The organism is Alteromonas sp. McT4-15, from assembly GCF_020515205.1.
In the GTDB taxonomy this organism is placed as follows: Bacteria; Pseudomonadota; Gammaproteobacteria; order Enterobacterales; family Alteromonadaceae; genus Alteromonas.
This window is the reverse complement of sequence record NZ_JAJALG010000003.1, coordinates 156,922-181,815: the sequence shown is the minus strand read 5'-3', so window position 1 is coordinate 181,815 and position 24,894 is coordinate 156,922. Positions and strand designations below refer to the sequence as shown.

25 protein-coding genes are annotated in these 24,894 nt (G+C 42.8%); 12 read left to right on the top strand and 13 right to left on the bottom strand.

Annotated features, from left to right (window positions below):
* The first annotated feature begins 20 nt into the window (after positions 1-20).
* Positions 21-914 carry a UTP--glucose-1-phosphate uridylyltransferase GalU gene (gene galU, locus LHL20_RS04090; RefSeq protein ID WP_226432342.1) on the top strand — a complete coding sequence of 298 codons (894 nt, stop codon included), beginning with the start codon at positions 21-23 and terminating at the stop codon, positions 912-914.
* 59 nt (positions 915-973) lie between these two features.
* Here the strand turns inward: galU and LHL20_RS04085 are convergent, their stop codons facing one another.
* The 7 genes from LHL20_RS04085 to queF form a co-directional block, all read right to left on the bottom strand.
* Complete coding sequence (locus tag LHL20_RS04085; RefSeq protein ID WP_226432341.1) at positions 974-1,291, bottom strand: ComEA family DNA-binding protein; 318 nt, start codon at positions 1,289-1,291, stop codon at positions 974-976.
* Positions 1,292-1,522: 231 nt separating this feature from the next.
* Positions 1,523-2,530 (bottom strand): isocitrate dehydrogenase, encoded by a 1,008-nt coding sequence (locus tag LHL20_RS04080; RefSeq protein WP_159623685.1) that lies wholly within the window; start codon positions 2,528-2,530, stop codon positions 1,523-1,525.
* Positions 2,531-2,776: 246 nt separating this feature from the next.
* On the bottom strand, positions 2,777-4,390 hold the full coding sequence (locus LHL20_RS04075) for a histidine kinase (RefSeq protein ID WP_226432340.1): 1,614 nt from the start codon (positions 4,388-4,390) through the stop codon (positions 2,777-2,779).
* Positions 4,391-4,396: 6 nt separating this feature from the next.
* On the bottom strand, positions 4,397-4,771 hold the full coding sequence (locus LHL20_RS04070; protein WP_159623683.1) for a DUF3192 domain-containing protein: 375 nt from the start codon (positions 4,769-4,771) through the stop codon (positions 4,397-4,399).
* A gap of 241 nt (positions 4,772-5,012) precedes the next feature.
* Positions 5,013-6,374, bottom strand: coding sequence for a nucleotide 5'-monophosphate nucleosidase PpnN (ppnN, locus tag LHL20_RS04065; protein ID WP_226432339.1), 1,362 nt, complete (start codon positions 6,372-6,374; stop codon positions 5,013-5,015).
* Positions 6,375-6,385: 11 nt separating this feature from the next.
* Positions 6,386-7,930, bottom strand: coding sequence for a GGDEF domain-containing protein (locus tag LHL20_RS04060; protein ID WP_226432338.1), 1,545 nt, complete (start codon positions 7,928-7,930; stop codon positions 6,386-6,388).
* 69 nt (positions 7,931-7,999) lie between these two features.
* Positions 8,000-8,857 (bottom strand): NADPH-dependent 7-cyano-7-deazaguanine reductase QueF, encoded by an 858-nt coding sequence (queF, locus tag LHL20_RS04055; RefSeq protein ID WP_226432337.1) that lies wholly within the window; start codon positions 8,855-8,857, stop codon positions 8,000-8,002.
* Positions 8,858-9,165: 308 nt separating this feature from the next.
* On the opposite strand from queF, the gene syd reads away from it, so the two are divergent.
* Positions 9,166-9,738 carry a SecY-interacting protein gene (gene syd / locus LHL20_RS04050; RefSeq protein WP_226432336.1) on the top strand — a complete coding sequence of 191 codons (573 nt, stop codon included), beginning with the start codon at positions 9,166-9,168 and terminating at the stop codon, positions 9,736-9,738.
* Between the two features lie 10 nt (positions 9,739-9,748).
* Here the strand turns inward: syd and LHL20_RS04045 are convergent, their stop codons facing one another.
* On the bottom strand, positions 9,749-10,153 hold the full coding sequence (locus LHL20_RS04045) for a hypothetical protein (protein ID WP_226432335.1): 405 nt from the start codon (positions 10,151-10,153) through the stop codon (positions 9,749-9,751).
* A gap of 175 nt (positions 10,154-10,328) precedes the next feature.
* Between LHL20_RS04045 and LHL20_RS04040 the strand changes: the two genes are divergently transcribed.
* Both LHL20_RS04040 and LHL20_RS04035 read left to right on the top strand, forming a co-directional pair.
* The gene (locus LHL20_RS04040) at positions 10,329-10,694 is read left to right on the top strand and encodes a DUF3192 domain-containing protein (protein WP_159623674.1); all 366 of its coding nucleotides are present in this window, start codon (positions 10,329-10,331) and stop codon (positions 10,692-10,694) included.
* Positions 10,695-11,007: 313 nt separating this feature from the next.
* Positions 11,008-11,670 carry a GNAT family N-acetyltransferase gene (locus LHL20_RS04035; RefSeq protein ID WP_226432334.1) on the top strand — a complete coding sequence of 221 codons (663 nt, stop codon included), beginning with the start codon at positions 11,008-11,010 and terminating at the stop codon, positions 11,668-11,670.
* A 917-nt stretch (positions 11,671-12,587) separates the two neighbouring features.
* Here LHL20_RS04035 and LHL20_RS04030 read toward each other — a convergent pair.
* Positions 12,588-12,890 carry a DUF3301 domain-containing protein gene (locus LHL20_RS04030; protein WP_226432333.1) on the bottom strand — a complete coding sequence of 101 codons (303 nt, stop codon included), beginning with the start codon at positions 12,888-12,890 and terminating at the stop codon, positions 12,588-12,590.
* Position 12,891: 1 nt separating this feature from the next.
* Entirely contained in the window at positions 12,892-13,941 is a 1,050-nt protein-coding gene (locus LHL20_RS04025) for a DUF3549 family protein (protein ID WP_226432332.1), read from the bottom strand.
* Between the two features lie 168 nt (positions 13,942-14,109).
* Here LHL20_RS04025 and LHL20_RS04020 point away from each other — a divergent pair, with 168 nt between their 5' ends.
* The 3 genes from LHL20_RS04020 to LHL20_RS04010 all read left to right on the top strand — a co-directional run bounded on the left by LHL20_RS04020 (position 14,110) and on the right by LHL20_RS04010 (position 15,742).
* Complete coding sequence (locus LHL20_RS04020; protein WP_226432331.1) at positions 14,110-14,469, top strand: YqcC family protein; 360 nt, start codon at positions 14,110-14,112, stop codon at positions 14,467-14,469.
* Positions 14,469-15,221 (top strand): pseudouridine synthase, encoded by a 753-nt coding sequence (locus LHL20_RS04015; RefSeq protein WP_226432330.1) that lies wholly within the window; start codon positions 14,469-14,471, stop codon positions 15,219-15,221. The genes LHL20_RS04020 and LHL20_RS04015 overlap by 1 nt, the downstream gene beginning before the upstream one ends.
* Before the next feature lie 71 nt (positions 15,222-15,292).
* Positions 15,293-15,742: a flavodoxin gene (locus tag LHL20_RS04010; protein ID WP_226432329.1), complete on the top strand. Its 450-nt coding sequence runs from the start codon at positions 15,293-15,295 to the stop codon at positions 15,740-15,742.
* A gap of 59 nt (positions 15,743-15,801) precedes the next feature.
* Here LHL20_RS04010 and dapD read toward each other — a convergent pair whose 3' ends face one another.
* The 3 genes from dapD to map form a co-directional block, all read right to left on the bottom strand.
* The gene (gene dapD, locus LHL20_RS04005; RefSeq protein WP_159623664.1) at positions 15,802-16,626 is read right to left on the bottom strand and encodes a 2,3,4,5-tetrahydropyridine-2,6-dicarboxylate N-succinyltransferase; all 825 of its coding nucleotides are present in this window, start codon (positions 16,624-16,626) and stop codon (positions 15,802-15,804) included.
* Positions 16,623-19,274 carry a [protein-PII] uridylyltransferase gene (gene glnD, locus LHL20_RS04000; RefSeq protein WP_226432328.1) on the bottom strand — a complete coding sequence of 884 codons (2,652 nt, stop codon included), beginning with the start codon at positions 19,272-19,274 and terminating at the stop codon, positions 16,623-16,625. Before glnD ends, dapD begins: the two co-directional genes overlap by 4 nt.
* Before the next feature lie 317 nt (positions 19,275-19,591).
* The gene (gene map, locus LHL20_RS03995; protein ID WP_226432327.1) at positions 19,592-20,386 is read right to left on the bottom strand and encodes a type I methionyl aminopeptidase; all 795 of its coding nucleotides are present in this window, start codon (positions 20,384-20,386) and stop codon (positions 19,592-19,594) included.
* 409 nt (positions 20,387-20,795) lie between these two features.
* On the opposite strand from map, the gene rpsB reads away from it, so the two are divergent.
* The 5 genes from rpsB to uppS all read left to right on the top strand — a co-directional run bounded on the left by rpsB (position 20,796) and on the right by uppS (position 24,852).
* Positions 20,796-21,527, top strand: a complete 732-nt coding sequence (gene rpsB, locus LHL20_RS03990; protein ID WP_159623661.1) for a 30S ribosomal protein S2 — start codon at positions 20,796-20,798, stop codon at positions 21,525-21,527.
* A 122-nt stretch (positions 21,528-21,649) separates the two neighbouring features.
* Positions 21,650-22,522 (top strand): translation elongation factor Ts, encoded by an 873-nt coding sequence (tsf, locus tag LHL20_RS03985; RefSeq protein ID WP_159623660.1) that lies wholly within the window; start codon positions 21,650-21,652, stop codon positions 22,520-22,522.
* Between the two features lie 219 nt (positions 22,523-22,741).
* Positions 22,742-23,479 carry a UMP kinase gene (gene pyrH, locus LHL20_RS03980; RefSeq protein WP_159623659.1) on the top strand — a complete coding sequence of 246 codons (738 nt, stop codon included), beginning with the start codon at positions 22,742-22,744 and terminating at the stop codon, positions 23,477-23,479.
* 23 nt (positions 23,480-23,502) lie between these two features.
* Positions 23,503-24,060 carry a ribosome recycling factor gene (gene frr, locus LHL20_RS03975; protein ID WP_071817377.1) on the top strand — a complete coding sequence of 186 codons (558 nt, stop codon included), beginning with the start codon at positions 23,503-23,505 and terminating at the stop codon, positions 24,058-24,060.
* 9 nt (positions 24,061-24,069) lie between these two features.
* A complete protein-coding gene (gene uppS, locus LHL20_RS03970; RefSeq protein ID WP_226432326.1) occupies positions 24,070-24,852 on the top strand; it encodes a polyprenyl diphosphate synthase in 783 nt (260 codons plus the stop codon).
* The last annotated feature ends 42 nt before the right edge of the window (positions 24,853-24,894 follow it).

Sequence of the window (24,894 nt, the reverse complement as noted above, 5' to 3'; positions counted from 1 at the left end):
TTAAAAAAGGATATTAACTTATGAGTCAGGTTAAAAAAGCGGTCATCCCTGTTGCAGGTTTGGGTACACGAATGCTTCCAGCCACCAAGGCAATTCCAAAAGAGATGCTTCCGGTTGTTGATAAACCATTAATTCAGTATGTCGTTAGTGAATGTGTTGCAGCGGGCGTCAAAGAAATAATTCTGGTTACTCATGCAAGTAAAAACAGTATCGAAAACCACTTTGATACATCATTCGAGTTAGAAGCTACCCTTGAAAAGCGTGTAAAACGTCAGTTGCTAGAAGAAGTGCAATCAATCTGCCCGAAAGGCGTAACGATTATGCAAGTTCGTCAAGGTGTTGCCAACGGTCTTGGCCACGCTATTTTGTGTGCTCGTCCGGTTATTGGCGACGCGCCCTTTGCCGTAGTACTTCCAGACGTCATCATTGATGATGCTGCAAGCGATCCTAAAAAAGATAATTTAGCGGATATGGTCGCTAAGTTTAATACGAGTCGCGTAAGTCAGGTAATGGTTGAACAGGTACCACAAGAAGATATATCAAAGTTTGGTATTGCCGACCTTGACGGAGCATCTATAGCACCCGGTGAATCAGCTAAAATCCATAAAATGGTAGAAAAGCCGCCATTGGATGAGGCACCGTCTGACTTAGCCGTAGTGGGGCGTTATGTACTTTCTGAAAAGATTTGGGACTTACTTGAATTCACACCGCCAGGCGCGGGTGGAGAAATTCAGCTAACAGATGCTATTGATGCGCTGATGAAACTTGAACAAGTTGATGCCTATTACATGAAAGGTAAGAGCCATGATTGTGGTAGTAAGCTAGGTTATATGAAAGCGAACGTAGAGTACGCACTTCGTCATCCAGCACTTGCAGATGAATTTAAAGAATACCTTGCTTCTGTTGTTGGCTAGCGCTACTTTAGTTTACAACTCCTATTGAAAATGCGCCTACTTAGGCGCATTTTTTATTTCTACGGTTTTACTTCTACATACTGTTGTATTTTCGACAACATTTTCTCGCCAATTCCTTTTACTTGCGTAAGTTGCGCAACTTCCAGAAAGGGGCCAATCTCTTCTCGATATTTAATAATCGCTTGTGCTTTAGCGCTACCTACGCCAGGCAGAGAGGTTAGCTGCTCAATAGAAGCATTGTTCAGGTCAATTCGCTTGCTCGTCACCTCACTGTATGTAGAAGGGCTGTCATCATCATTGAATACTGCCGCTGTTGCTACAGGTGATTGTATTGTTATTGCTACTAATGCAGCTAAACCAATTAGTCTTTTCTTCATTGTCATTCCTTGTCATGCATTTGTAATGCTGTTGTTCCGAGAAAGGCACGCATTACATCGTAGTAGATTTGCGTACAAAATGTGTACAAGTGAGATGGTACGAAGTTTGAGAGAAAAAGGTAGACCAGTTTTAGTACAGTTTTATCGAGGGTAAAAAAATAGCGAGCACACGCTCGCTATTTTAAATATGAATATCACATGGTTACTGCTAGTTGCAGTAACCAATGATCTTTATAGACGCTCTAGAAGCGCTTCTGTGAATTCAGTTGTACCAGCTTCACCACCAAGGTCGCGAGTAGTACGATCACCCGTTTCAATCACATCTTTAAGTGCTGCGCGAATTTTCTCAGCTTTGTCACCCATATTAAGGTATTCAAGCATTTGCGCCGCAGCAAGAATTACTGATGTAGGGTTTGCAAGGTTCTTACCTGCGATATCTGGTGCAGAGCCGTGAACCGCTTCAAAAATTGCACAATCTTCGCCGATGTTCGCACCAGGTGCCATACCAAGACCACCTACAAGACCTGCACAAAGATCTGAAAGGATATCACCAAATAGGTTGGTAGTTACAATTACGTCGAACTGATGAGGGTTCATAACAAGCTGCATACAGCAGTTATCTACGATCATCTCTGCAGATTCAATATCTGGGTAACGCTCACCAACTTCACGGGCTACTTTTAGGAACAAACCTGAAGTTGATTTAAGGATATTTGCTTTGTGAACAGCGGTTACTTTCTTGCGACCTTCACGGCGAGCAAGCTCATAAGCAAACGTAACGATCTTTTCTGCGCCGTCACGAGTAATTTTACTCATTGCTTCAGCTTCATTACCGTCTTCAGAAACAACCTGACCAAGACCTGAGTACATGCCTTGCGTGTTTTCGCGAACCGTAATGATATCGATGTCTTCATAACGGGCTTTGGTGCCTTTGAATGACATTACAGGGCGAAGGTTCGCATACAGTTTGAACTGCTTGCGAAGGCTTACGTTAATTGAGGTGAAGCCTTCACCTACTGGCGTAGTTAGAGGACCTTTCAGTGCAACTTTGTTTTTTGCAATAAGGTCTAGCGTTTCTTGTGGTAGAAGCTCACCGTGCTCTTCTAATGCCACTAAACCTGCATCGGCATAATCATAGGCAAAGTCACAGCCAACCTTATCTAGAATTTTTGTGGTTGCATCGATAATGTCCGGGCCAATGCCGTCGCCACGAATGACTGTAATGCGTTGCTGAGTCATGTTGAGGGATCCTCTGATAATTCTGTTGTCAAAATCGTTAGGTTTAAATTGTAGTCTGGCGAGCGAAATGCGCCAAAGTCTGCCTGCTAGCTTATTATAATTGATTTTGTAGGGATGTTGCGTAAAGCAGCGCAAAAGTTGCCGTATTTTATACGATAGTCGGCGCAAGTTATAGCCACTTATCGAGATTTATTCGCATAAACCGTATTTACAAAAATGATGAACAATAAAGGTCGATGTACTTTTTTAAGCGAGCGGGCAGAAAAGTAGCGCCGATTGGGATGTGATTATCGATTGTATGTCTTTTTGACTAAGCGAAAGTTGATTTAAAAGTGTTTTAAACGTGATGTCTTGGCCTAAAGTAAAAATGTTGCCATGAAATAGACTGATTTTTCCAAGTGCAAACGCCAGTTGCATGAGTGCGTGTTCTTTTTTCAATGACGATGGAATCTCTTCATTTTGCTTGTTGCAGTGATGAATAACGGCACGCCATGAGGCACTTTGATGCCAGTTCCCAGCAAGCTCACCTGCACTCGTTATCCAAGGTATCTCACTCTTAACGTGAAAAGCGTGATTAAATGAAAAGGGTTTTTCTGGGTTTACAGGAAGCTTACGCGCTATTTTCAAACCAGGTAGGGTAAAAAGCGGAGAGCACAAAAATGTCATTGTTAGCGCTGCAGATTGAGGGCTGAATTTGGTATTAGTCATACTGGCAACGGAACTGGCTATTGCGCAGCAAAGCAATGTAAATTGCTTGCACGTTGACATAAGTGGAAATTGTTTTTGCGTGAGCCTTTCCATTAAAGCAAACTGAACGAGCATGTCGCCAACGCGTTCAATGCCATAGGTCATTACGGCCTGTTTTATATTTTTAACCTGTAACTGTAGCCGGTTGTCCTGACTCGCGGTATGCATTAGAAATCGGTTAAAGGATTCAACGTTTTCTATTTTCTCGCACAGTGAGGGAATTTGGCAATCCCGCTTTTGTAACTCATCTATGATGGCGGTAAGTGAAGCAGGCGGAGCTTGAATTGCATATGTGGCTGGTAGAAATCCGTTTCCTCCCTTGTACTGCCTGTTGTCAGAGGTTTGGGAATATAAGGCTACCAAGTGTTCGTAGGGTATAAATAGCGGTTTTGGAAACATCAAACGAGTGAATGGTTGCCATGTGCCATCTATATCATTATCACTTAATGCAATAACAAAAGCGTGATCTTTCTGGATATCAACAACTACGCCAGCCTTGCCGCCAACGAACACTTTCGCTCCAGGACCGGCGCGTGTAAAAAGCGTAGCGAGATTTGATACGAGCGCTCTGTGTAATGGAGCAATATTTCGGACGACAATTTCAAATATCGTACTGGCACTGGAATTGACACTCCTTGTTGCGCACAATCGCGAAATTACACTCAAGCGTTGCGCTTGCGTTAACCGCAAGTCAGCCAACATACGACGTAAACTAGCAGTATTAGCAAATGCTTTCTGCAATCGAATGATGTCGCGCCAGACAAACAATTGGCGCTTGGTTAAAAAGCTTATAAGTGCTTTGCGTTCCTCGTGCACGCTATTCGTAGTGATCCAGTGCGTTGCAAGTAGTGCGGCAATAATGTGTTGAAGGTAGTGCTCGTTAAACTGATTTAATTTTCCAAATAACGCAAGCAATAACACATGCCGTGAAATTTCACTCATCGGTGTTTCAATATGAATGATAGGTACAACAATAGCGGGATCACTATTAACGATTGTTAAAATCCGTTTCGCATTCTTGAGCCAGTGATTAACACACTGGTCTATTGGCGTTGAATGTTTGGGAGGGTGTACAAGACGCGAAAGGGCGGAAATGATATTGTTCACTTCCATTTAAACTCAACTATTTTGATAGCTTGAGTAGGCCCCTTCACCCCACGCTATGAGCTTATCATTCTCAAATAAAAGCGGTGTGCATTCGTCCTGGGTTGTTAATCCGTCTGCTCTAACGTGTTGGGTTCTAAAGAACATAACTTGAATAACGGTCGCGCCTTGTTGTTTCGCTTCCGTAATATCTGGCGTACCAAGCAGAGCGAGCACCTCTTCACGGGTGCTACCGAGTTTTAGCTTGGTAATTTGAACACGGTTGTATTCTTCACGGTCTTTCCAGTCCATATTTTCAGGTTTGTCTGGATAAAATGCGATGACCATAAAAACAAACACCGCATACAATGCAATGCCAGCCAAAATTAAACGAATAACTTTGCTATTCATAACCGTTACTTCTCGTGTTCTTAACGCTATGTAGAGACGCGTTTTTAGCCCATATAGTCGTTAAAACCCTATGAGCGTATAAAAATATAAGATAACAAATACAGGCAGATCGTTACTGTAGGCACACTGCATAACAAATTCGGTAACAATCTATCAGTTAGTGTAACCTAAATTTGTCTGTAAACATAAGTGCCAAACGTAAGCAAATGCGTCGTGTTATGCTAAAAATGTAAAAAATTGCTTATGCTTCTTTAACCACGTAGCAGGGTTTGTAAGCAGAGCCTGGTAATTTCATTCGATGTTGAGCAACAAACGATTCAAGCAGGGTATCTACTTTTTGCATTAATATCGCGTCACCCGTAATCTCAAAAGGACCGCGTTCTTTAATCTGTTTAATGCCCTCTGCTTTAACGTTACCAGCGACGATGCCCGAAAACACTTTTCGTAAATTTGCTGCTAGATCACTTTTACTCTGGTTATGATTAAGTTGAAGTGCAGCCATACTTTCGTGTGTTGGCACAAAGGGCTGTTGAAAATCGGCTTCAATTTTAAGTGACCAATTGAAACTGAAAGCATCGCCCATAGCCCCCCTAAATTTTTTCACTTTTTCTAAACCTGTGCACAGTATTCGTGCTACTTCTTCAGGATCATCCACAACAATTTGATACTTATCCTGGGCTTCGCTACCTAGTGTTTCACCAATAAAAGTATCGATTGCCTCAAAGTAGCCTTCACTGCCAGCGGGTCCTGTCAGTACTACCGGAAAGGGCTGTTGTGCGTTGCGCTCATTCATTAAAATTCCCAAAAGGTACAGAAGTTCCTCTGCCGTACCTACACCACCAGGAAATACGATAATACCGTGCCCCAAGCGAACAAATGCTTCAAGACGTTTTTCAATATCCGGCATGATGATAAGTTCGTTCACAATAGCATTAGGAGGTTCAGCTGCAATAATACTTGGTTCTGATATGCCAATATAGCGACCTGATTTATGTCTTTGTTTGGCATGACCTATAGTGGCACCCTTCATTGGCCCTTTCATGGCACCAGGGCCGCATCCGGTACAAATATGCATATCGCGCAAGCCCAGTTGGTAGCCCACTTCTTTTGTATACTTATATTCAACCTGATTGATTGAGTGGCCGCCCCAACATACGATGGTATTTACTCCATCGTTGCCTTCAAGTGCCTGTGCGTGGCGTAACATGTCAAATACCATGTCGGTGATTTCAGAACTGTCGGCTGGGTGAGCTTGATGCAAAAACGCGTATTTGTTGCCCATATAAAGCAAGTCACGAAGAACCGCAAACAAGTGTTCATGCACTCCTCTGACCAACTTATCGTCAACAAAAGCAACTTCTGGCGGGTTCACAAGCTCAATCTTAACGCCTCGCTCTCTTCGAATCAGTCTGATATCGAAGTTTTCATATGGCGCAAACAGGGTTTCGTAATTGTCTTCATCAACACCACTGTTGAGTACCGCTAAACTACAATTCCTGAACATAGAGAAAAGTTCACTATTGGTCGTGTCTTGCAATTTAGCTACTTCAACTTGAGAGAGCTGGCTCATTGAACCAACAGGGTTAAGCTGCACTTTTTTCATACATCTGCGTCCTATTGCGCAGTACTTAAATCCGTCACTACGCGATTACGGCCATCTCGTTTGGCTTGATAGAGATACTCGTCTGCGCGCTCGAAAACAGATTCAGTACTGTCATTTGTATTGAAACACGTAGCGCCGAAAGAGGCGGTTATCTTGACTTTTTCCTGTTTAAATTTGAAAGGCATTGAAGCAAGTTTATTGCGTAACGTGTTGAGTTTATCTTCCACCATTTCAATAGTGGTATCTGGGAAGAGCATAACAAACTCTTCTCCGCCCCAGCGTGCAATAAACTCTGGGCGTTTTAAATGCTGTTTTAAAAACTTACTCACTACTTGAAGTGTTTTGTCACCAGCAGCATGACCAAATCTATCGTTAACCGACTTAAAGTGATCAATGTCGACAACCGCTACCGCCAGGGGCTTACCTGTTTCTTTATATTGCGCAAAGGCCTCGTCTAACTTCTCATTGTATGCTTGTCTATTTGGTAAACGAGTTAGCGAATCGGTGCGACTTTGCATTACTTGTTCAGCGAGTTTTTTCTTGTATACACTTGTTTGCTGTTGCAGCGTATCTATTTTTTCCTGCATAGAAGAAAGCAACGCCATCAAAGCTTCTTGGCCTTGTTCGTCGTTGTTTTGTTGTTCACTTAGGGTGTTAACAAGGTTTTGCACACAAAATTGAGTTTGTTCTTTAAGTGTCTCTAACGAATCACTTACCGACACGGCTTCTTCAATACTATCGATATGAGATTTTAGTTGTTCATTGCCCGCTTTGCGCTGTTCAAACTGGCTTTGGCTGCCCTTTATACTCTCACCCACTTCATCGTTTATCTGACCCAGTGAGTTATGTAAGCTCTGAATCACTTTTCCGGTGAAACTGGCCTCTGACATAGCGTCCTGCACAATCATACGTAAAATAACAACGCAACTTTTCAGTAACTGATCTTCGTCCATGCCTTGTTCTAGTCGCTGCTTGATATCCATTAGTTGTTTATCATTAGGCTTCTTTTGCGCATACGACGCTATCAGTTGATTCAGCTCAACCAATATTGAACGATAGTGTGGGTTTTCATTTTGTGTAGAAGCACTCGTCCCCGGCTCTAAGGCTATTTCTTTTTCAGAATGTTTTAGGCCGACAATTTTCTTGTTTAGTGCAATGCGGTGAAGTGCAATCGCTTTAGAGAAAAGTTTATAAATTCCAAAGATATCGTTATGTGGTTGATTTAACTTTATAAGCTCATTGGTGGTGAGGGTCTTTAGCTCTTCATCTTCAAAAACAATCTTCTGCAATTGCTTCATTGCGTCTTCAAGTGAAGAGAGCGTTTCGACACTGTATTTTCTAAGCGTTACTTCTTGATGTTGAAGCGCTTTATTTAGCTTATCAATACTAACTGCAGCAAGGCTGAAGTTAGGGGGGCCAGAAAGGTGGCCGCGCAACGTCCGAAGCTCGTCATCAAGTTTGTCGGAGAAACCTTCATAAAACGCTGAGAGCCTCACAATAAATTGGCAAAGAAGCGCGTTATTTTGTTTTAGAGCCTGTAGTTGTTTTGCTTCCATTATTTTCGTCTTTATAATTTAGCTTAGCCTGAAACGAGTAACTAGTGCTGCAAGTTAACAACTCACAAGCTACTGGCGTGCTTGACGGTAATTCCCATAAGGCGCTTCAAAATTAGAACGGAAAGGATTGATATCCAAACCGCCTCTTCGTGTATAACGTGCGCACACTGTTAACTTTTCTGGGGCACAGTGTTGCATAATGTCATTATATATACGCTCAACACATTGTTCGTGGAACTCGTTATGTTGGCGAAAACTAATCAAGTATTTCAGTAAACCTTCTCGATTAATTTTATTGCCTTCATATCTTATTTGAATACTAGCCCAATCTGGCTGACTTGTGATCAAACAATTTGATTTAAGTAGATGAGATACAAGCGTTTCATTAACAATCTCAGTTGAAGGTGATAACGATAAATACTGTGTATTGGGCGAATAGTCAGTAATTTCTATATCCAAATCATCCAACAGTTCTCCTGCAAACTCCCTAAACTCCAGTTGCCCAAATGCACTAGGCAAAGTGAGTGTGACTTCCACGGGTTCGCCGGCGCAAGCAGAAAGGTCTTTGGTTAACGTCGCTTTTACGTCATCTGCAGAGTTAAATTTAGTTTGATTGAAACTGTTTAAGTACAGTTTAAATGATTTAGACTCTATGAGGTTTTCAGACGAAATCGGAACATTACACTCAAGGATAGCAACATGAGGCTTACCCTTCGCGTTTAGCCAAGAAAGCTCATAGCCAGTCCAAGTGTCAACACCAGTGAAAGGTAGCGATTCACCAAGGCTTAATGTATCGCGACTTAAGCTTCTTGGTACGCCTTGTAGCAAGCCGGGGTTGTACTCGTATTCGTACTCAACTTGTTTTCCTAACGAAAGATCATCAGGTGCTTGAATTGAAATTTTCTCGAATGTGTTATCCGTTGACATACTAACCTTTATAAACATCATTGGTATGGCTTCACGTTTTGTAAAACCAAAGCTACCAAAACGAAACTGATATTGAAGAACGTACTACGTACTATAGGTATAGTGTACCCCAAAATAGTATGAGCGTGTTGACCTTTGCGGTACACGGTTCGCATATTTCATGCGAGTTTCAGGCAATAAACAAGGTACGTGGTTTGGTTATTCCAAATAAGCGCCGAGTGAAGTAGTATGACGCTCGCTTGGGTAAACCTTGCAAGCAGCTGCAAAAACGTAGCGCAAAGGTCAGCGCGTTCTATGGTAACTTCACAATGACACTAACTATAATTGAACAATTAGATAATTTTGTATCATCTTATGTCGAGCTCGGTGAGCCGGATAAACTTGTTATACCTTACGATGAAGAGTGGCCTTCAGAATGTTACGTTGAAAGTGAGTCTGGCATGGCGAGTAATCATGGCAGCAGCCAAGAAAAGGGCATGGTTGCATGGAGGCCAGTGCGTCAAACTGAGATACTTTCTTTTAGCAATGTTGAAGACGCGATGTCGCTTACTCTCGATCCGCAATACTGTGTGTTTTTTACTCGCTACTTTAGTGACAGTTTAAAAGCTACAGCTCCACAAGGTGACTGCGAACTTCTTCAAGTGTGGAATAAAGACGATTTTGAGCGTCTGCAGCAAAACCTCATCGGTCATTTATTGATGAAGCAACGCCTTAATCAAGCGCCAACTTTGTTTTTCGGATTAACAGACGAAGAAGATTTCATTTTGACGGTTGTTAATGAGACGGGGGAAGTTGCTCTTGAGCAGGTTGGTAAACCTGCACAAAAGATTCTTGCACCGTCATTAGCTCACTTTGTCGCTGACTTAAGCCCAAGGCTCTAAATAGCAGAAATTATTGTGGTTTGTTAAGCAATGCTGAAAGGGATTGCTTTAACGCTGCCACCTCTTGTTCCAGAATTATCACGCGCTTTTCTAACGCCGACTCGTGCGTTTCTTTATTCTTAGTCGGGACATGCTGTGAACCTAGTTCACTTTCCTTCGACGCATTAAAGCGTTTAATCGCCTCAATAGCATCTGTAACAGAAGCCTTAAAGGGGGCTTTCGAGCGAAGAATTCCTACTGAAGGTGTTTTACCCTCACTATGCATTTTTTGGCAGATGATAATAAGCTGTTGAATGTTGTCCATAAAATTCGCAATGAGAAGTACGTAATGACTAGTGTAAACGGGTATTGCGGTCAATTTAACTAAAATTTTGTCATATTCACCAATTTTCTTGACAAAATATGTGTTGCTCATTTAAATAATTTAATTAAATCAATGCGTTATGTTTTGGCGCCATTCTTGATTGTGTCTGGTTACGAATCTAACTCAAAAGAACGCATCAAAAGCTCGATAATCAGTAGTATTCAGTTACCGTTCATTCGAGCTTCAGTAAATTTAAAAAAGTAAAATGTTTCAACAAGGAAAACACATGAAAACGCTTCTTATTTCAGCTGCTTTGGCTTCTTCAGTACTTCTTTCTGGTTGTGTGGTATCTGTCGGTGGTGGTTCAGACAGCCACTATGGTGCAGATTGGGAAGATAGAGAGTTCAATAACCGCAAACATATTGCTAATTTGGAGACAGGCACAGCATATGAAAGTGTTTTGCGCAAAATGGGTGTAGCTGACTTTAACGAATTATTTGAAAAGCAAGATGGTACATACCGCGTGCTTTATTATCGTACACAAAAAACAATGGGCGATGGCATCACAACCAAAGATGAGTGCACACCGCTGGTATTCAAAAATGGTAGTCTGATTGGTTGGGGAGATAGTGCATACAGTCTCATGCACTAATACCGATTCATGATATTGGCCTTTGAGAGAGTGCCCTATTGCTTGTTATAGGGCCTTTAGCGCAAAGGTCAATATCTCATTCTCGTTTTATTTCTTCCTTTCTTTTTCTTTCCTTTCTAGCTTTGGTTCTTCGTATTCGCTCTCGGTTTTAACAAAAAGTTAACATTTTTTGTTTTTTAGCGTAGGCTAAAGTTTAATCAAGGGCGCTGTTTGCTTGTGTGTACTAAACTCATCGCCTATTAAGTAAGTAAAAATGGTGTGTCGTATCATTTTGCTCAACCTATAATGCTTGCCGGACAGTGAGGAACTCTTCATGACAACAAACGCTTCTACAAATGCAATAGCGCCCATTCATGAGAGCGTTAAAGCGGTCTATCTGTGTGTGGATGATCTGAAAGTCGCGGCATCGATTTTGTATAATGCCTACGTTGACGACCCACTTTTTGTCGAGATCTTTCAAGCAGAAAAAGAAGGGTACGAAAGTCGACTTCGCTCAGCTATTCGCGAAGAATTAAATGCTTTTTGGGTAGCAGAACAACCCATGATTGGATTATTTGATGATGACCGTTTAATAGCCTTGGCGTGCCTCACCTCACCCGATGCTGCTTTTGGCTCGGGCCGTTACTGGCATTGGCGTCTAAGAATGCTATTAACTGCCGGTTTGTTCGGTACTAAGCAAATGCTTCAAAAAGAAGAAAAGGTGCGCGCATTGGTACCAGCAGACAACTTTCACATGCTGAGCTTTATTGCGGTCCACCCAGATTATCAAGAGCATGGTTTAGGTCACATTTTGCTCGGCGCAATCGACAGTGTTGTTGGTGAAGATAATAAGAGTGAGGGGGTGGCGGTATTTGTCACAGTACCTAAGCATCGATCTTTCTTTGGTGATGACAATTATAGCGTAGTGGGAAATCTGACGCTTTCTCATGTTAACGGTGAAGTTATGTTTAGAGCGCAAAGAAATTCATCCCATTAAAAGAATTTTCGTTCGCTTTTTGTACTTCCAGTTTCAGAAAAGTATGTTGGTGAGCGACCAACACTTTTCTGTATTCACCCCTTTCTCCCTAACGCCTCATTCGTTTGTAAGACATTTCCTACAAAATATGTGAGTGATCTTACCTTTTTTTTGAAGCTTAAAATTATACTAAAGTATAAAGCTTTTGATTTTTATCGTTTTTTTATTAATTAGCCGAAAGTAGAAGAAAATAGTTCATTAAAATCGTGTAATTCCATATGGCGGTAATAATTAGAAGGGATACTATGAAGATGTCACAGGGAATCACGACGAGTCAGGAAGATTGAACAGGGACGACCTAGGACAACTTAAGGATGAGAATCTCACATGGCGGTGAGTACAGGAAAAGGAAACACAGCGAGGATGCTGTAATTACACGGATTTATGGACTGTAAGGGACTTAACGGATTAATTGAGTGACGGGATGTCACGACAGGATGTAGCAGGAAGCCCGAGTTCAGGAAGAATTTGCACGGACGAGCAAACCAAGGAAGACATGAGGACACGCCAAGGATTGGTAAGACTGTAGCAGGAAGTACAGTGAAACATGGAGCAACGGAAAGGACTGTCAGCGGAGTCTGACATAGGACAGCCCTAGGATGGGGAACGCTGTATGAAGGATGTACAGTAAGTCATGGAGAAATGGAAAGGGACCTACGCAAGGACGGGTAGCTCGCACAGGATGTCGCGAGATTAGAAGGAAAGGGGCGTATACGGATTTTAATCGGGAAGATTTTAGTTGCAAGGGATCGCAGAGAGGGAAACTCAAAATTCCAAGAAAAAGGGGAACCGTTTGGTTCCCCTTTTTTTACCTATTAGTGGGCGAGTAATACGTACAACCTGCGCACAATGATCTCATAGTACGTCACGCATTCTGCTTAAACACGATGCGGTGGGACTTCAGTGCGCACAATGCGTAATCCAACCAACTCTACCTGTCCACTGTATCTATCCTCTCCATTACTGGAAAATTCGAAATTAAATGAACTATGCCAATCAGGTTTTCCATATTTAAACGAAAAGCGGGTTTTGGCGCGCGCGACGCTCAACAACTGAAGCTGATGTGTATTGCAATAGTGTGTTAAGTATTTATACGTGGCCTCTGAAATTGCGCGAACTCGCCAAAATTGATAAGCCGCAAATGCAATAACCAGCCAAACTACAAGTTCTAATAGTGTCATGTCACTTTCTCGCTTGAGCAAAGAGTTGATTGAATGCTTTCATCAGACTTTGAGAATGAGTAGAAGAATGAAGCAAAGTCAACACTTGGCGACGTAACTTGGGGATTTGAACTAAGTCAGAAAAAAAGCCTGAAAATAGCGCGCCATTGTGCCCTTCTTTTTCGTCCACTTTCGCCGCCTGTTCTAAAAATACTTCTAGCAGCACTTCATCCATTTGTTCGAAATGCCGTGCGGCTATTACACTTAAAATATCTAGACGTGAAGATACTTCTTGTCTTAAAAGTGCAACTAATTGCGTATTAATGCGCTTAGAAAAAACATCACTGGAGAGTGCACGCAGAGCGCTAAGTGAAACATCACCGCTGATTTGTAGGCGTTCGATTGCAAATGTTTCTATCTGCTCTGGCAATGAGATGTTTTCACTCATCTCTAAGAAGGTATTGAGAAAAACGTCCGAATAAAGCGCCTTGTTAGTGCAAAACGCGCTAACGATGGCGTCATAGTGTTCGTGGCTTTTGAGACCGTGAACAAAGTCAGCGACACTTTGCATTGATATTTGTTGCCAATCGACTAATTGAGGCGCCTTTATATACGCTTCTACTTTTTGAGCATCTTCACTAAGTGGTTGTTTAAGCGTGTGTTTCACGAATGCGTTAAACTGAGCAAGTAGAGATTGACCAGGGACGAAGGAATACGGATTATCTGGTAGCGTTTGCGCTTTTTCAGAGTCGTCGGCGACAGATTGCCCCAAAGCATCAACGATGATTTCTAAAAAATGATTTCGTGTTGCGGATACAACCAACCCTTGCTCATCAAGCGGTAACTTAATAAACCAAATGTAATGCTGATTAGAAGCGCGTTTATTCCAAAAAACAATACCAAACCACGCATGCTGCTGACGAGGATAGGGGGCGTAGGCGCTGCCATTTTCAATATCTAAGAACTGTTGGCTATCAAGAGGGGTTAGTCTGCGACCCATGTCAAATACTTGATATTCTGTACCAGCGTGTAATAAAAACTCGCTAATTGAATTTATGCTATTGGCGCTCATCGTGTATTCCGAAATTACTGCTAATGTTTTTGCTTTAAGGCGCAAGTTTATCACAGCTGTTGTTTTTTCTGACACGCCCAGCGAACTTTGTTTCCTATGCTATACTGCGCCGCAATTTTAGTATTTGAAAAAATTTGCAGTAAGCCGTTAAACGAGGTGACGTCAACAGTGTCTTATATTGCTTTAAGCGCAGCGCTTGATGTATTGGAAATTACAATGCAAAAGGCAAGCTTGTGGCCTGAACAGGTGCCTACAAAAGAAGCATTGCAAAGTAGTGAACCTTTCGCAATCGACACCATGCCATTTGAAAGCTGGTTGGCATTTATATTTATTCCCAAAATGCGCTTGATTGTGGATGAGAAGATGCCTATTCCACCGATGAATATCGCCCCTGCCGCTGAGGTCTATCTTCACTCAACTAATGAAGACTCTGCGGGTAAAGGCGTTGTGGAACAATTGCAGCGAATAGATGCTATTGCGAAGCAATATCAGGTTACCTTTAAAAATATCGATGGGAAGTACAGCTAGTGGAAGCGTTAAGTCTCAGTAGTAAAAAACTAAATGTGCTTTTTCAAGATGAGCATGTAGTGGCAATTGATAAACCGCCTGGCTTATTGGTGCATCGCAGCCCCATTGATAAACATGAAACGGTTTTTGCAGTGCAAACCCTTCGCGACCAACTTGGCAAACATGTTTACCCCGCTCACCGGTTGGATAGACCTACATCTGGCGTTTTGCTATTTAGTTTTAATTCAGAAATTGCTGCCCAGCTTGGCAAGCAAATGATGGAAAAACAAGTGACAAAGACGTATCGCGCTGTTGTTCGCGGCTTTGTACATAATACTGGTCTTATCGACTATGCACTAAAATATCGCTACGATAAAATTGCAGATAAACACAAACGCCCCCAACAGCCACCTCAGCAAGCAACTACTGTGTATGAGTCAATCGCACACTTTGAGGTGCCTGAACCAGTAGGCAAGTATCAAAGTGCTCGATATTCGTTAGTAAAGCTTCATCCTAGTACGGGGCGCAAACATCAGCTAAGACGTCACATGGTGCATATTCGTCATCCCATCATTGGTGATACAACGCATGGCGACGGCAAACAAAACAAATTCGCAAAGGCATACTTTAATTTTGCTAACTTGGCCTTAAGTTGTACTCATATGGGCTTTACGCATCCTGTTACTGGCCAGTGGGTGGATGTGAATACGGGCATGCATCAAGAGATGCAAAGGCTAGTAGATACATTGCAGCCATTTAAAATAACGAAGTAACATGCACGCTTAAGTATGGTGTTCGCTTGTTGCGAAAGTAATAAATTTATTATGAATTAAAAGAGGTAAAAATGGCGACATTAACGATAATCGCGGGCACGGTTTACGGTAATGCTCAGCATGTTGCGGAGCAAGTTGAAGAAAACTTAGCACAGCAGGGGATAGACTGCGTTCTAGAAAGTGATCCTTCAGTTACTGACTTTACAGACGCCGACGCCCTACTTGTTATTACGTCAACCACTGGGCAGGGCGATGTGCCACCTAATCTGGAATTTGTATTTTCTGACTTGAAGGATGAGTCGCCAATGTTAACAGGGAAGCCATTTGCAGTGGCGGCATTAGGTGACAGCAGCTACGGGGAAAGCTTTTGTGGCGCGGGTAAGCAATTTCAAGCATTACTTGATGAACTTCAAGCGACTGCCGTTGCAGATTTATTAGAAGTTGATGCAATGGAGACATTAGAGCCAGAGAAAGACGTGGTTGAGTGGGTGAATAGCATTAAAGATAAGTTAATCGCGTAAAGACAAAAAAAATGGCGCGTTAAGCGCCATTTTTCGGATAAATCGCTACCTTCAAAAGGCTATTCAACACCGCGAAGTAAAGCGTTAATACCTACTTTAGCGCGAGTCTTTGCATCAACTTTCTTAACAATGATTGCAGCGTACAAGCTGTACTTCCCGTCTGCACTTGGCAAGTTGCCTGCAACAACCACAGAACCCGCAGGTACTCGACCATAATGGATTTCACCGGTTTCTCGATCATAAATACGCGTGCTTTGACCGATATAAACACCCATAGAGATTACTGAGCCTTCCTCGACGATTACGCCTTCTACAATTTCAGAACGCGCGCCAATAAAGCAGTTATCTTCAATAATGGTCGGGTTAGCTTGAAGCGGCTCTAGAACGCCACCAATCCCCACACCACCAGAAAGGTGAACATTTTTACCAATTTGAGCACATGAACCAACAGTTGCCCATGTATCTACCATAGTGCCTTCATCTACAAACGCACCAATATTGACATAAGAAGGCATGACCACTGCGTTCTTACCCACGAAAGTACCCGTACGAACGGCCGCTGGCGGAACGATACGAGCGCCATCTGCAGCAAATTGCTCAGCAGTATAGTTGGTATATTTCAGTGGTACCTTATCGTAAAATTTGCTTTCAGCACCTTCAATTATATCGTTATTATGTAAGCGGAAGAAAAGCAGTACAGCTTTCTTTAGCCACTGGTGTACTACCCACTCGCCAGCTATTTTTTCAGCAACACGCGCTTTACCAGTGTTAAGTAGCTCAATAGCTTGTGCTACTGCGTTTTTAACATCTTCAGGTGCCGACGTTGGGCTAATGCTGTCGCGATTTTCGAAGGCGTCTTCAATAATGGCTTTCAATTCATTCATGGTATCGTGATATCTTCAAGTTGATCGAGTTTAAACAGTATACGCTTTTTAAGGCTTACCTGTTGTTCTTGGGTTAATGCTTTGCCAGATTCATTGCTGACAATAAAAATGTCTTCCGCGCGTTCGCCAATGGTGGCGATTTTTGCAAGCTTAAGTGTGGTGTTGGTATCGACGAAAGCGTGTCCAATTTTAGCTAAAATGCCCGGTGCGTCCAGCGCTTCTAACTCAACAAGTGTCGCTTCGTCGTTAAGCGTGAAAAATCGCACTTTAGTTGGCACATCTAATTGCTTCATTTGACGCGGTAGTTTGCGCTTATTCTCATGGGAACGGCCTGGCTTTTCTAATTGCGCCGATATGGCGTTCTCGATAGAGGCGATGCGCGAGTCTGATGTTAATCGCGTTCCGTCGTTTTCTAAAATTAGCATGCTATCGAACACATAGCCGTCGCGAGTCACCGTAACATGTGCATCATGGATTGAGCAATTACGACTATCTAACACCGAAGCGACTTGGGCAAATAACGCTTTTCTGTCTTTTCCATAAATCAGAAGCTCAGTTCCGCCCTTAGCACTATTATCATTTGCTTTGACTAACAGGCCGCTATGCTCAGGTGTAAGCCAATCGTCTTGCGCCTTTAAAATTTCGTCAGTGTGCCACGCAATTTGAGTTGGTTTAAAGCGCACAAAATAGTCATCATCCAAACGTGCCCACAGTGCATCAATTGCTATTGGGTCGATAGCGCGCTCCTGCAATATTTGACGCGCTTGGTGTTTGTGAGTGGTTACTCTCTCATTAAGCGTAACTTGGCATTGCAAGCCATTATCTAATGCTTTTTGAGTCATTAAATATAATTCGCGTAAAAGCGACGCTTTCCAGTCATTCCACAAGTTATCGTTAGTTGCACGTATATCTGCAAGCGTTAGCGTGTAAAGCAGATTTAAGTGGTTATGGCTTCTTACTGCGCCAGCGAACTCACTGATAACGTCAGGGTCATAAATATCGCGACGCTGTGCTACTACACTCATAAGCAGATGATTTTCGACTAACCAAGCAATCATTTCAGCGTCGTCACTTGGGATATCGTGCTGCTTGCAAAACTTCGCAACATCTTGTGCGCCAAGTGTCGAATGATCACCATTACGGCCTTTGGCGATATCATGGAAGATGGCGGCGATGTAGAGGACTTCTGGTTTATCTAAATTTCGACAAATTCGACCACAGCGCGGAAAGTCTTTATTTTCCTTTGAAAAGAAATAGTTCACATGCTTTACAAGCCGATGCGTGTGTTCGTCAACTGTATAAGCATGAAACAAATCAAATTGCATCATACCCACAATGGTGTCCCATTCAGGTAAGTAGGCTTGCAAAATACCGTATTGGTGCATTATGTCCCAACCAAAATTAAAGAATTCTGGTTGGCGCATTAATACCATAAACTTTTCACGACATTGAGGACGTTCAACAAAGTACTCGGTTTCAAAAGCGCGATGGGCATTGCGAAGTTGTCGAATACAAATCGTACTTAACCCTTGTACCTCTGGGGTATTAGTGATGAGATTTAGAAAATCTAAAATCGCTTCAGGAGAGGTAAAAACATGCTCATGACGCGGTGAAATCATGTTGTCGAGAAGTTCAAAGTCTTCATTAATGATTGAAGTACGCTGCACAGTTTGGTTTAGCATGTCGTACTTAAAGCGTTGCAGCAACATTTGATTTAATTCAGAAACCCGTGCGACGGTCCGAAAAAAGTCACGCATCATTTTTTCAACCGAGGGTTTACCTTCTTCACCGTACCCCAACATCTTTGCGACATCGGGTTGGTAGTCAAACAGTAATCTGTTTTCACTTCTCCCTGCGACTAGATGCAGTGCACAACGCATTTTCCAGAGATGCATTCTACAGGCAATTAATTCACTGTGTTCTTGCTCGGTAAAATAACCGTGGCCAACAAGATTCCAGCCGTCGTACTCTTTAAAGTGTTTTTTCGCAACCCAGCCAATAGATTGAATATCGCGAAGGCATCCTGGGTTTTCCTTTATATTTGGTTCGAGGTTATAGGCTGTACCGTTGAATTTTGCATGACGTTTTAATTGTTCATCATATTTGGCTGAGAAGAACGCTTTACTACTCCAGGAGTTTCGCCCGTTGGCTTCTTCCCACAGTTTTTCAAACGTAGTTTCACTGCCACAAAGTAAGCGGCTTTCTACTAGGTTGGTAGCGATGGTTATATCGTCTTTTGCAAGCTTTACCGTTTCTTTGATGGTTCGTACTGACTGCCCAACATCAAGTTTGATGTCCCACAGCAATGTAATAAATTGGCCAATCTTTTCTTGTACTTCCGGTTTAAGCTTCTTCTTACTCACTATGAGCAGGTCAATGTCTGAATGAGGCTGCAGGTGCCCGCGGCCGTATCCTCCCACGGCACAAAGCGATAATTCACTCACGGTGTCCAAGCCATACAATTGCCACAGGTGGCACAACAGTGCATCGATGAATTGCGCTCTACCCGTTACCAGTTGATTAACAGGCGTTGAGTCAAAAGATGCCGATATCCAAACATAACTTGCTTCAACACAAGATTTTATTGCAGGTATATCGGCAACAGAACTAATAGTGTCGATGTTTTTAATCAGTGATTGCAGGCTCAAAATGTACCTTTCCAAAAGACTTCTTTTTAGACGCTACGAACAATAACACGAATCGATCTGTTTTCGCAGTATCCAAACGGTGCATAGTGTGGGATGATATGTGAATATTTATGATAATTTGTTGCAAATATGTTTCTGGTTGTCGGGCGACTTTTATCGTAAGTTTCTCACACCTTATTTTGTGCGGGATAGCGGTAAGCCTGAAAATAAAAAAAGTCACAAAATAGTGATAAGTTATGGAAAATGGACATAAAAAAAGCAGTTGAACCTTTATTCAACTGCTTCGAAATTAAGCAATACAGCAATTTCTCGTTTTATCAACTATGAGAAATTACGCGAGGTAACGTTTCATCCTCACGCAGGGTTAGCACTTCAACACCGTCCTCAGTTACCAACAGCGTGTGTTCCCATTGGGCACTTAAACTTCTGTCTTTGGTTACAACAGTCCATTGATCTGGAAGGACTTTAGAATAACGTTTCCCAGCATTGACCATAGGTTCGATAGTGAAGCACATACCAGGCTCTAAAACATCACCTGTCCCTGCCTTCCCGTAATGCACAATTTGTGGCTCTTCGTGGAAGCTAGCGCCAATACCGTGACCACAATATTCGCGAACAATTGAATAGTTATGCGCTTCTGCATGGGTTTGGCAGATATGGCCGATATCACCTAGACGCATACCCGGCTTAACCTGCTCAATGGCTTTGTAAAGGCATTCTTGAGTAACGCGAATGAGTCGCTCGGCAAGAATTGAAGGTTTGCCGACGATAAACATTTTTGAGGTATCGCCATGATAACCATCTTTAATCACAGTAACGTCAATGTTGATGATATCGCCATCTTTGAGCTTTTTATCCGACGGAATACCGTGACATATACAATGGTTTACTGATGTACAAATAGATTTTGGAAAAGGTGGGTGCCCGTAGTTAAGTGGAGCAGGAATCGCCTTTTGTTCATTGACGATGTAATCGTGACAGATAGTATTAAGCTCATCTGTCGTTATACCCTTTTTCACATGCGGGGTAATCATTTCTAATACTTCGGCAGCCAGTTTTCCGGCTACGCGCATTTTTTCGATTTCTTCTGGGGTTTTGATGATTGCTGACACAGCGCCTCTCAAATCATTAAAGCTAAAATCAATAAGTATAAATATGATACGAAGTATAACATTAAACAGGCCAATATTGGTAAGTTGTTGTATATTATGATTTTTATTGCAAAGGCGCCAAAAGAGTCAACAGAGCAAGCCAGCGGAAAGACACCAAGCGCTGAATGACTAAAATAGCCGTGTTTTAAGGTTGAAAACTTGAGACTGGTGGCGACTTGTGATATAAAGCGCGCGCCCTGACGGAAAGCTCCGTTTGCCTTGTGCAAAAAGCACCGTTTTAGAGGGTAAATTTATTTTATTAAAACACACATATACCGTCACTTCGTATCGGGGTGTTCAGCACTTCTTAAATGCAGTTCTGAATCGATACAAGGGGTATATGGAGGCCTAACCCCAAGAGGAAAATAAAATGGCTAATGTTTCTATGCGTGACATGCTGAAAGCCGGTGTGCATTTCGGTCACCAAACTCGTTACTGGAACCCAAAGATGAAGCCTTTCATCTTCGGCGCACGTAACAAAGTTCATATCATCAACCTTGAAAAAACGGTTCCACTTTTCAACAACGCACTTAACTACCTTTCAGGTGTTGCGTCTAAGAAAGGTAAAATCCTTTTCGTTGGTACTAAGCGCGCAGCTGGTGAAGCGGTTAAAGAAGCTGCTCTTAAGTGCGACCAGTACTACGTAAACAAGCGTTGGTTAGGTGGTATGTTGACTAACTGGAAAACAGTACGTCAGTCAATCAAGCGTCTTAAAGATCTTGAGCAACAAAGCCAAGACGGTACGTTTGAAAAGCTAACTAAGAAAGAAGCACTTATGCTTCAGCGCGAAATGGACAAGCTTGAAAACAGCCTTGGCGGTATCAAGGATATGGGCGGTCTTCCAGACGCAATCTTTGTTATCGACGCAGATCACGAGCACATTGCTATCACTGAAGCGCGTAACCTAGGTATCCCTGTTGTTGGTGTTGTTGATACTAACTCTAACCCAGACGGTGTTGATTACATCATCCCTGGTAACGACGATGCTATCCGTGCTATCCAACTTTACTTGGATGCAGCTGCAAACGCTATCAACTCAGGTCGCGAAAGCAACCTTGAAGTACAAGCTGAGCAAGACGACTTCGTAGAAGCAGCAGAGTAATTCTGATTGCTAACTGTCATATCAAGATAATATGACAGAGCTATAATACGAGACGTATTGAGAGGGGCGGTATCGCCCCTTTTACCTAACGAATTTAAAATTTAATGCTGAGGAATTGAAAAATGGCAGTGACTGCAGCACTAGTTAAAGAACTGCGCGAACGTACTGGCGCAGGTATGCTGGATTGTAAAAAAGCCCTGGTTGAGACGGATGGTGACATCGAGTTAGCCATTGAAAATATGCGTAAATCAGGTCAAGCGAAAGCGGCTAAGAAAGCTGGTCGTATCGCAGCTGAAGGTGTAATCCTTACTAAAGTTGAAGCAGGTCGCGCGACTATGCTTGAACTAAACTGTGAAACTGACTTCGTTGCACGTGACGAAGGTTTCCTTAAGTTCGGTAACGAGCTTCTAGAAGTAGCAGCAGCTAACAACATCAACGACATCGAAGCGCTTAACGACGCAGACATGAACGGCGTTAAAGTTAGCGAAGCGCGTGATGCACTAGTTGCTAAAATCGGTGAGAACATTTCTCCTCGCCGTGTTATCAACGTTGAAGGTGATACACTAGGTGCTTACATCCACGGTGGCCGAATTGGTGTTATCTCTATCCTTACTGGTGGTGACGAAGAGCTAGCGAAAGACGTTGCAATGCACGTTGCAGCGGCAAGCCCACAGTTTGTTAAGCCTGAAAACGTTCCAGCAGAAGTTGTTGAGAAAGAGAAAGAAATCCAAATCGAAATCGCTATCCAATCTGGCAAGCCAGCTGATATCGCTGAGAAAATGGTTGCAGGCCGCATGAAGAAGTTCACTGGCGAAGTGAGCTTGACTGGTCAGCCTTTCGTTAAAGATCCTTCAATCTCTGTTGCTGAGCTTCTTAAGAACAACAACGCAGACGTAATTAACTTTGTACGTTTTGAAGTTGGTGAAGGTATCGAGAAGAAGACTGAAGACTTCGCTGCTGAAGTAGCTGCGCAAATGGAAGCTGCTAAGAAATAATTGAGCGTTTGTCTTTTGCATTACGCAATAGTTAGATAAACTACAAAGCACCTCATTTGAGGTGCTTTTTTATAGCTGCACTTCATTGTTGTTGCCATTATTGCTCAACGATGTGAAGCTAAGCAGTTAAGCATGCTAAAACGCTTTGTCCTATGCTTTTTGCCTTCAGACAGTAAGAAAGCTATACGACAAAACGGGTTTACGAGGACATTTCAAACTATGAGTATCACACCAAAATCAGCATACCGTCGCATTCTGTTAAAGCTAAGTGGTGAAGCCCTAATGGGTGAAGAAGGCTTTGGTATTGATCCAAAAGTGCTAGATAGAATGGCACAAGAAATTAAAGAGCTGGTTGAACTCGGTGTTCAAGTTGGCCTTGTTATTGGTGGTGGTAACTTGTTTCGCGGGGAAGGCCTAGCAAAGGCGGGCATGAATCGCGTAGTGGGCGATCACATGGGAATGTTAGCAACGGTGATGAACGGATTAGCGATGCGTGATGCACTACATCGTGCCTTCGTTAATGCGCGCATGATGTCTGCAATCCCACTTAATGGCGTGTGTGATGCTTACAACTGGGCAGAAGCGATTAGCTTACTAAAATCAGGCCGTGTTGTTATTTTCTCAGCGGGTACAGGTAACCCATTTTTTACCACAGATTCAGCCGCTTGCTTGCGTGGTATTGAAATAGAGGCTGACGCGGTATTAAAAGCGACCAAAGTAGACGGCGTTTACAGTGATGACCCAGTTAAAAACCCAGAAGCAACGCTTTACGATGAGTTAACTTATCAAGAAGTGTTAGAAAAAGAACTTAAAGTGATGGACTTGTCAGCATTCACTTTGGCTCGTGATCATAGCTTACCAATTCGCGTGTTCAATATGAACAAGCCAGGCTGCCTAAAACGCGTAGTGATGGGCGAAAAAGAAGGTACTGTGATCCGCCACGCTGACAACGATTAATTAAGAACAATAGGATACAAATCGTGATTGATGAAATTGAATTAGATGCGCAAGAGCGCATGGAAAAAAGCCTTGTAGCACTTAAGGGTCAATTCAGTAAAATTCGCACAGGTCGTGCACATCCAAGCCTTCTTGACGGTATTATGGTCCCTTATTACGGTGTTGATACGCCGCTAAAGCAAGTTGCTAACGTAGTCGCTGAAGATAGCCGCACACTTGCGCTAACTGTTTTTGATAAAAGCGCCATTCAAGCGGTAGAAAAAGCAATTATGCAATCTGATTTGGGCCTTAACCCAATGAGTGCGGGTGGTTCAATCCGTATTCCTCTTCCTCCGCTTACTGAAGAGCGTCGTAAAGACTTAATCCGTGTGGTGCGCAACGAAGCAGAAGGTGGTCGTGTGGCTATTCGTAACATTCGTCGCGACGCGAATGGCGATGTAAAAGATTTGCTGAAAGAGAAAGAAATCAGCGAAGATGAGAGCCGTGCAGCAGAAGAGAACATTCAGTCAATTACTAACGAGTTCATTAAGAAAGTTGACAGCATGCTTGCTGACAAAGAAAAAGAATTAATGGAAGTTTAAGTCAGTATTATGATTGGAAAGCGGTTAAGCGCAGCCAAATCGACAAAAGTAATGGAGCCGGTTTCATCTGCCGGCCCCAAGCATGTTGCCATCATCATGGATGGCAACGGTCGTTGGGCGCAGAAGAAAGGGAAAATTCGTACCTTTGGCCACAAAGCCGGGGTGGAATCAGTGCGCGCTGTAGTGCGCTTTGCTAGACAGAACGCGATTGAATCACTGACATTATTCGCGTTTTCCAGTGAAAACTGGAAGCGACCAGAAGAAGAAGTCAGTGTATTGATGGACTTGTTCAATCTTGTGTTGAACAGCGAAGCTAAGCGTCTGCATAAAAACGGCGTGCGATTACAGGTAATTGGTGACGTTTCTGCGTTTGACGCCAAGCTTGTAGAAAAGATTCGCAAAGCCGAAGAGATGACGAAGGACAACAAAGATTTGGTCCTTAATATTGCCGCCAACTACGGTGGTCGCTGGGATATTGTCAACGCTGCCAAGCAGCTGGCCCAGCAAGTTAAATGTGGTGACATTGATGTTGATAGCATAAATGAAGACACGTTTAATACTCATATTTCTACAGCAAACCTTCCAGAGCTAGACTTACTGATTCGCACAGGTGGCGAACACCGTATAAGTAACTTTTTACTCTGGCAATGTGCTTATGCTGAATTGTATTTTACCGACGTTCTATGGCCCGACTTCAACGAAGACGTGTTTCAATTAGCCGTAGACGATTTCAATGTTCGCCAGCGCCGATTTGGACTTACTGGTGAGCAGGTTGTCACTGCCGATGGTTAAGACCATGCAGGCGATTATCAGGCACGCCCTGGTAACAGGAGC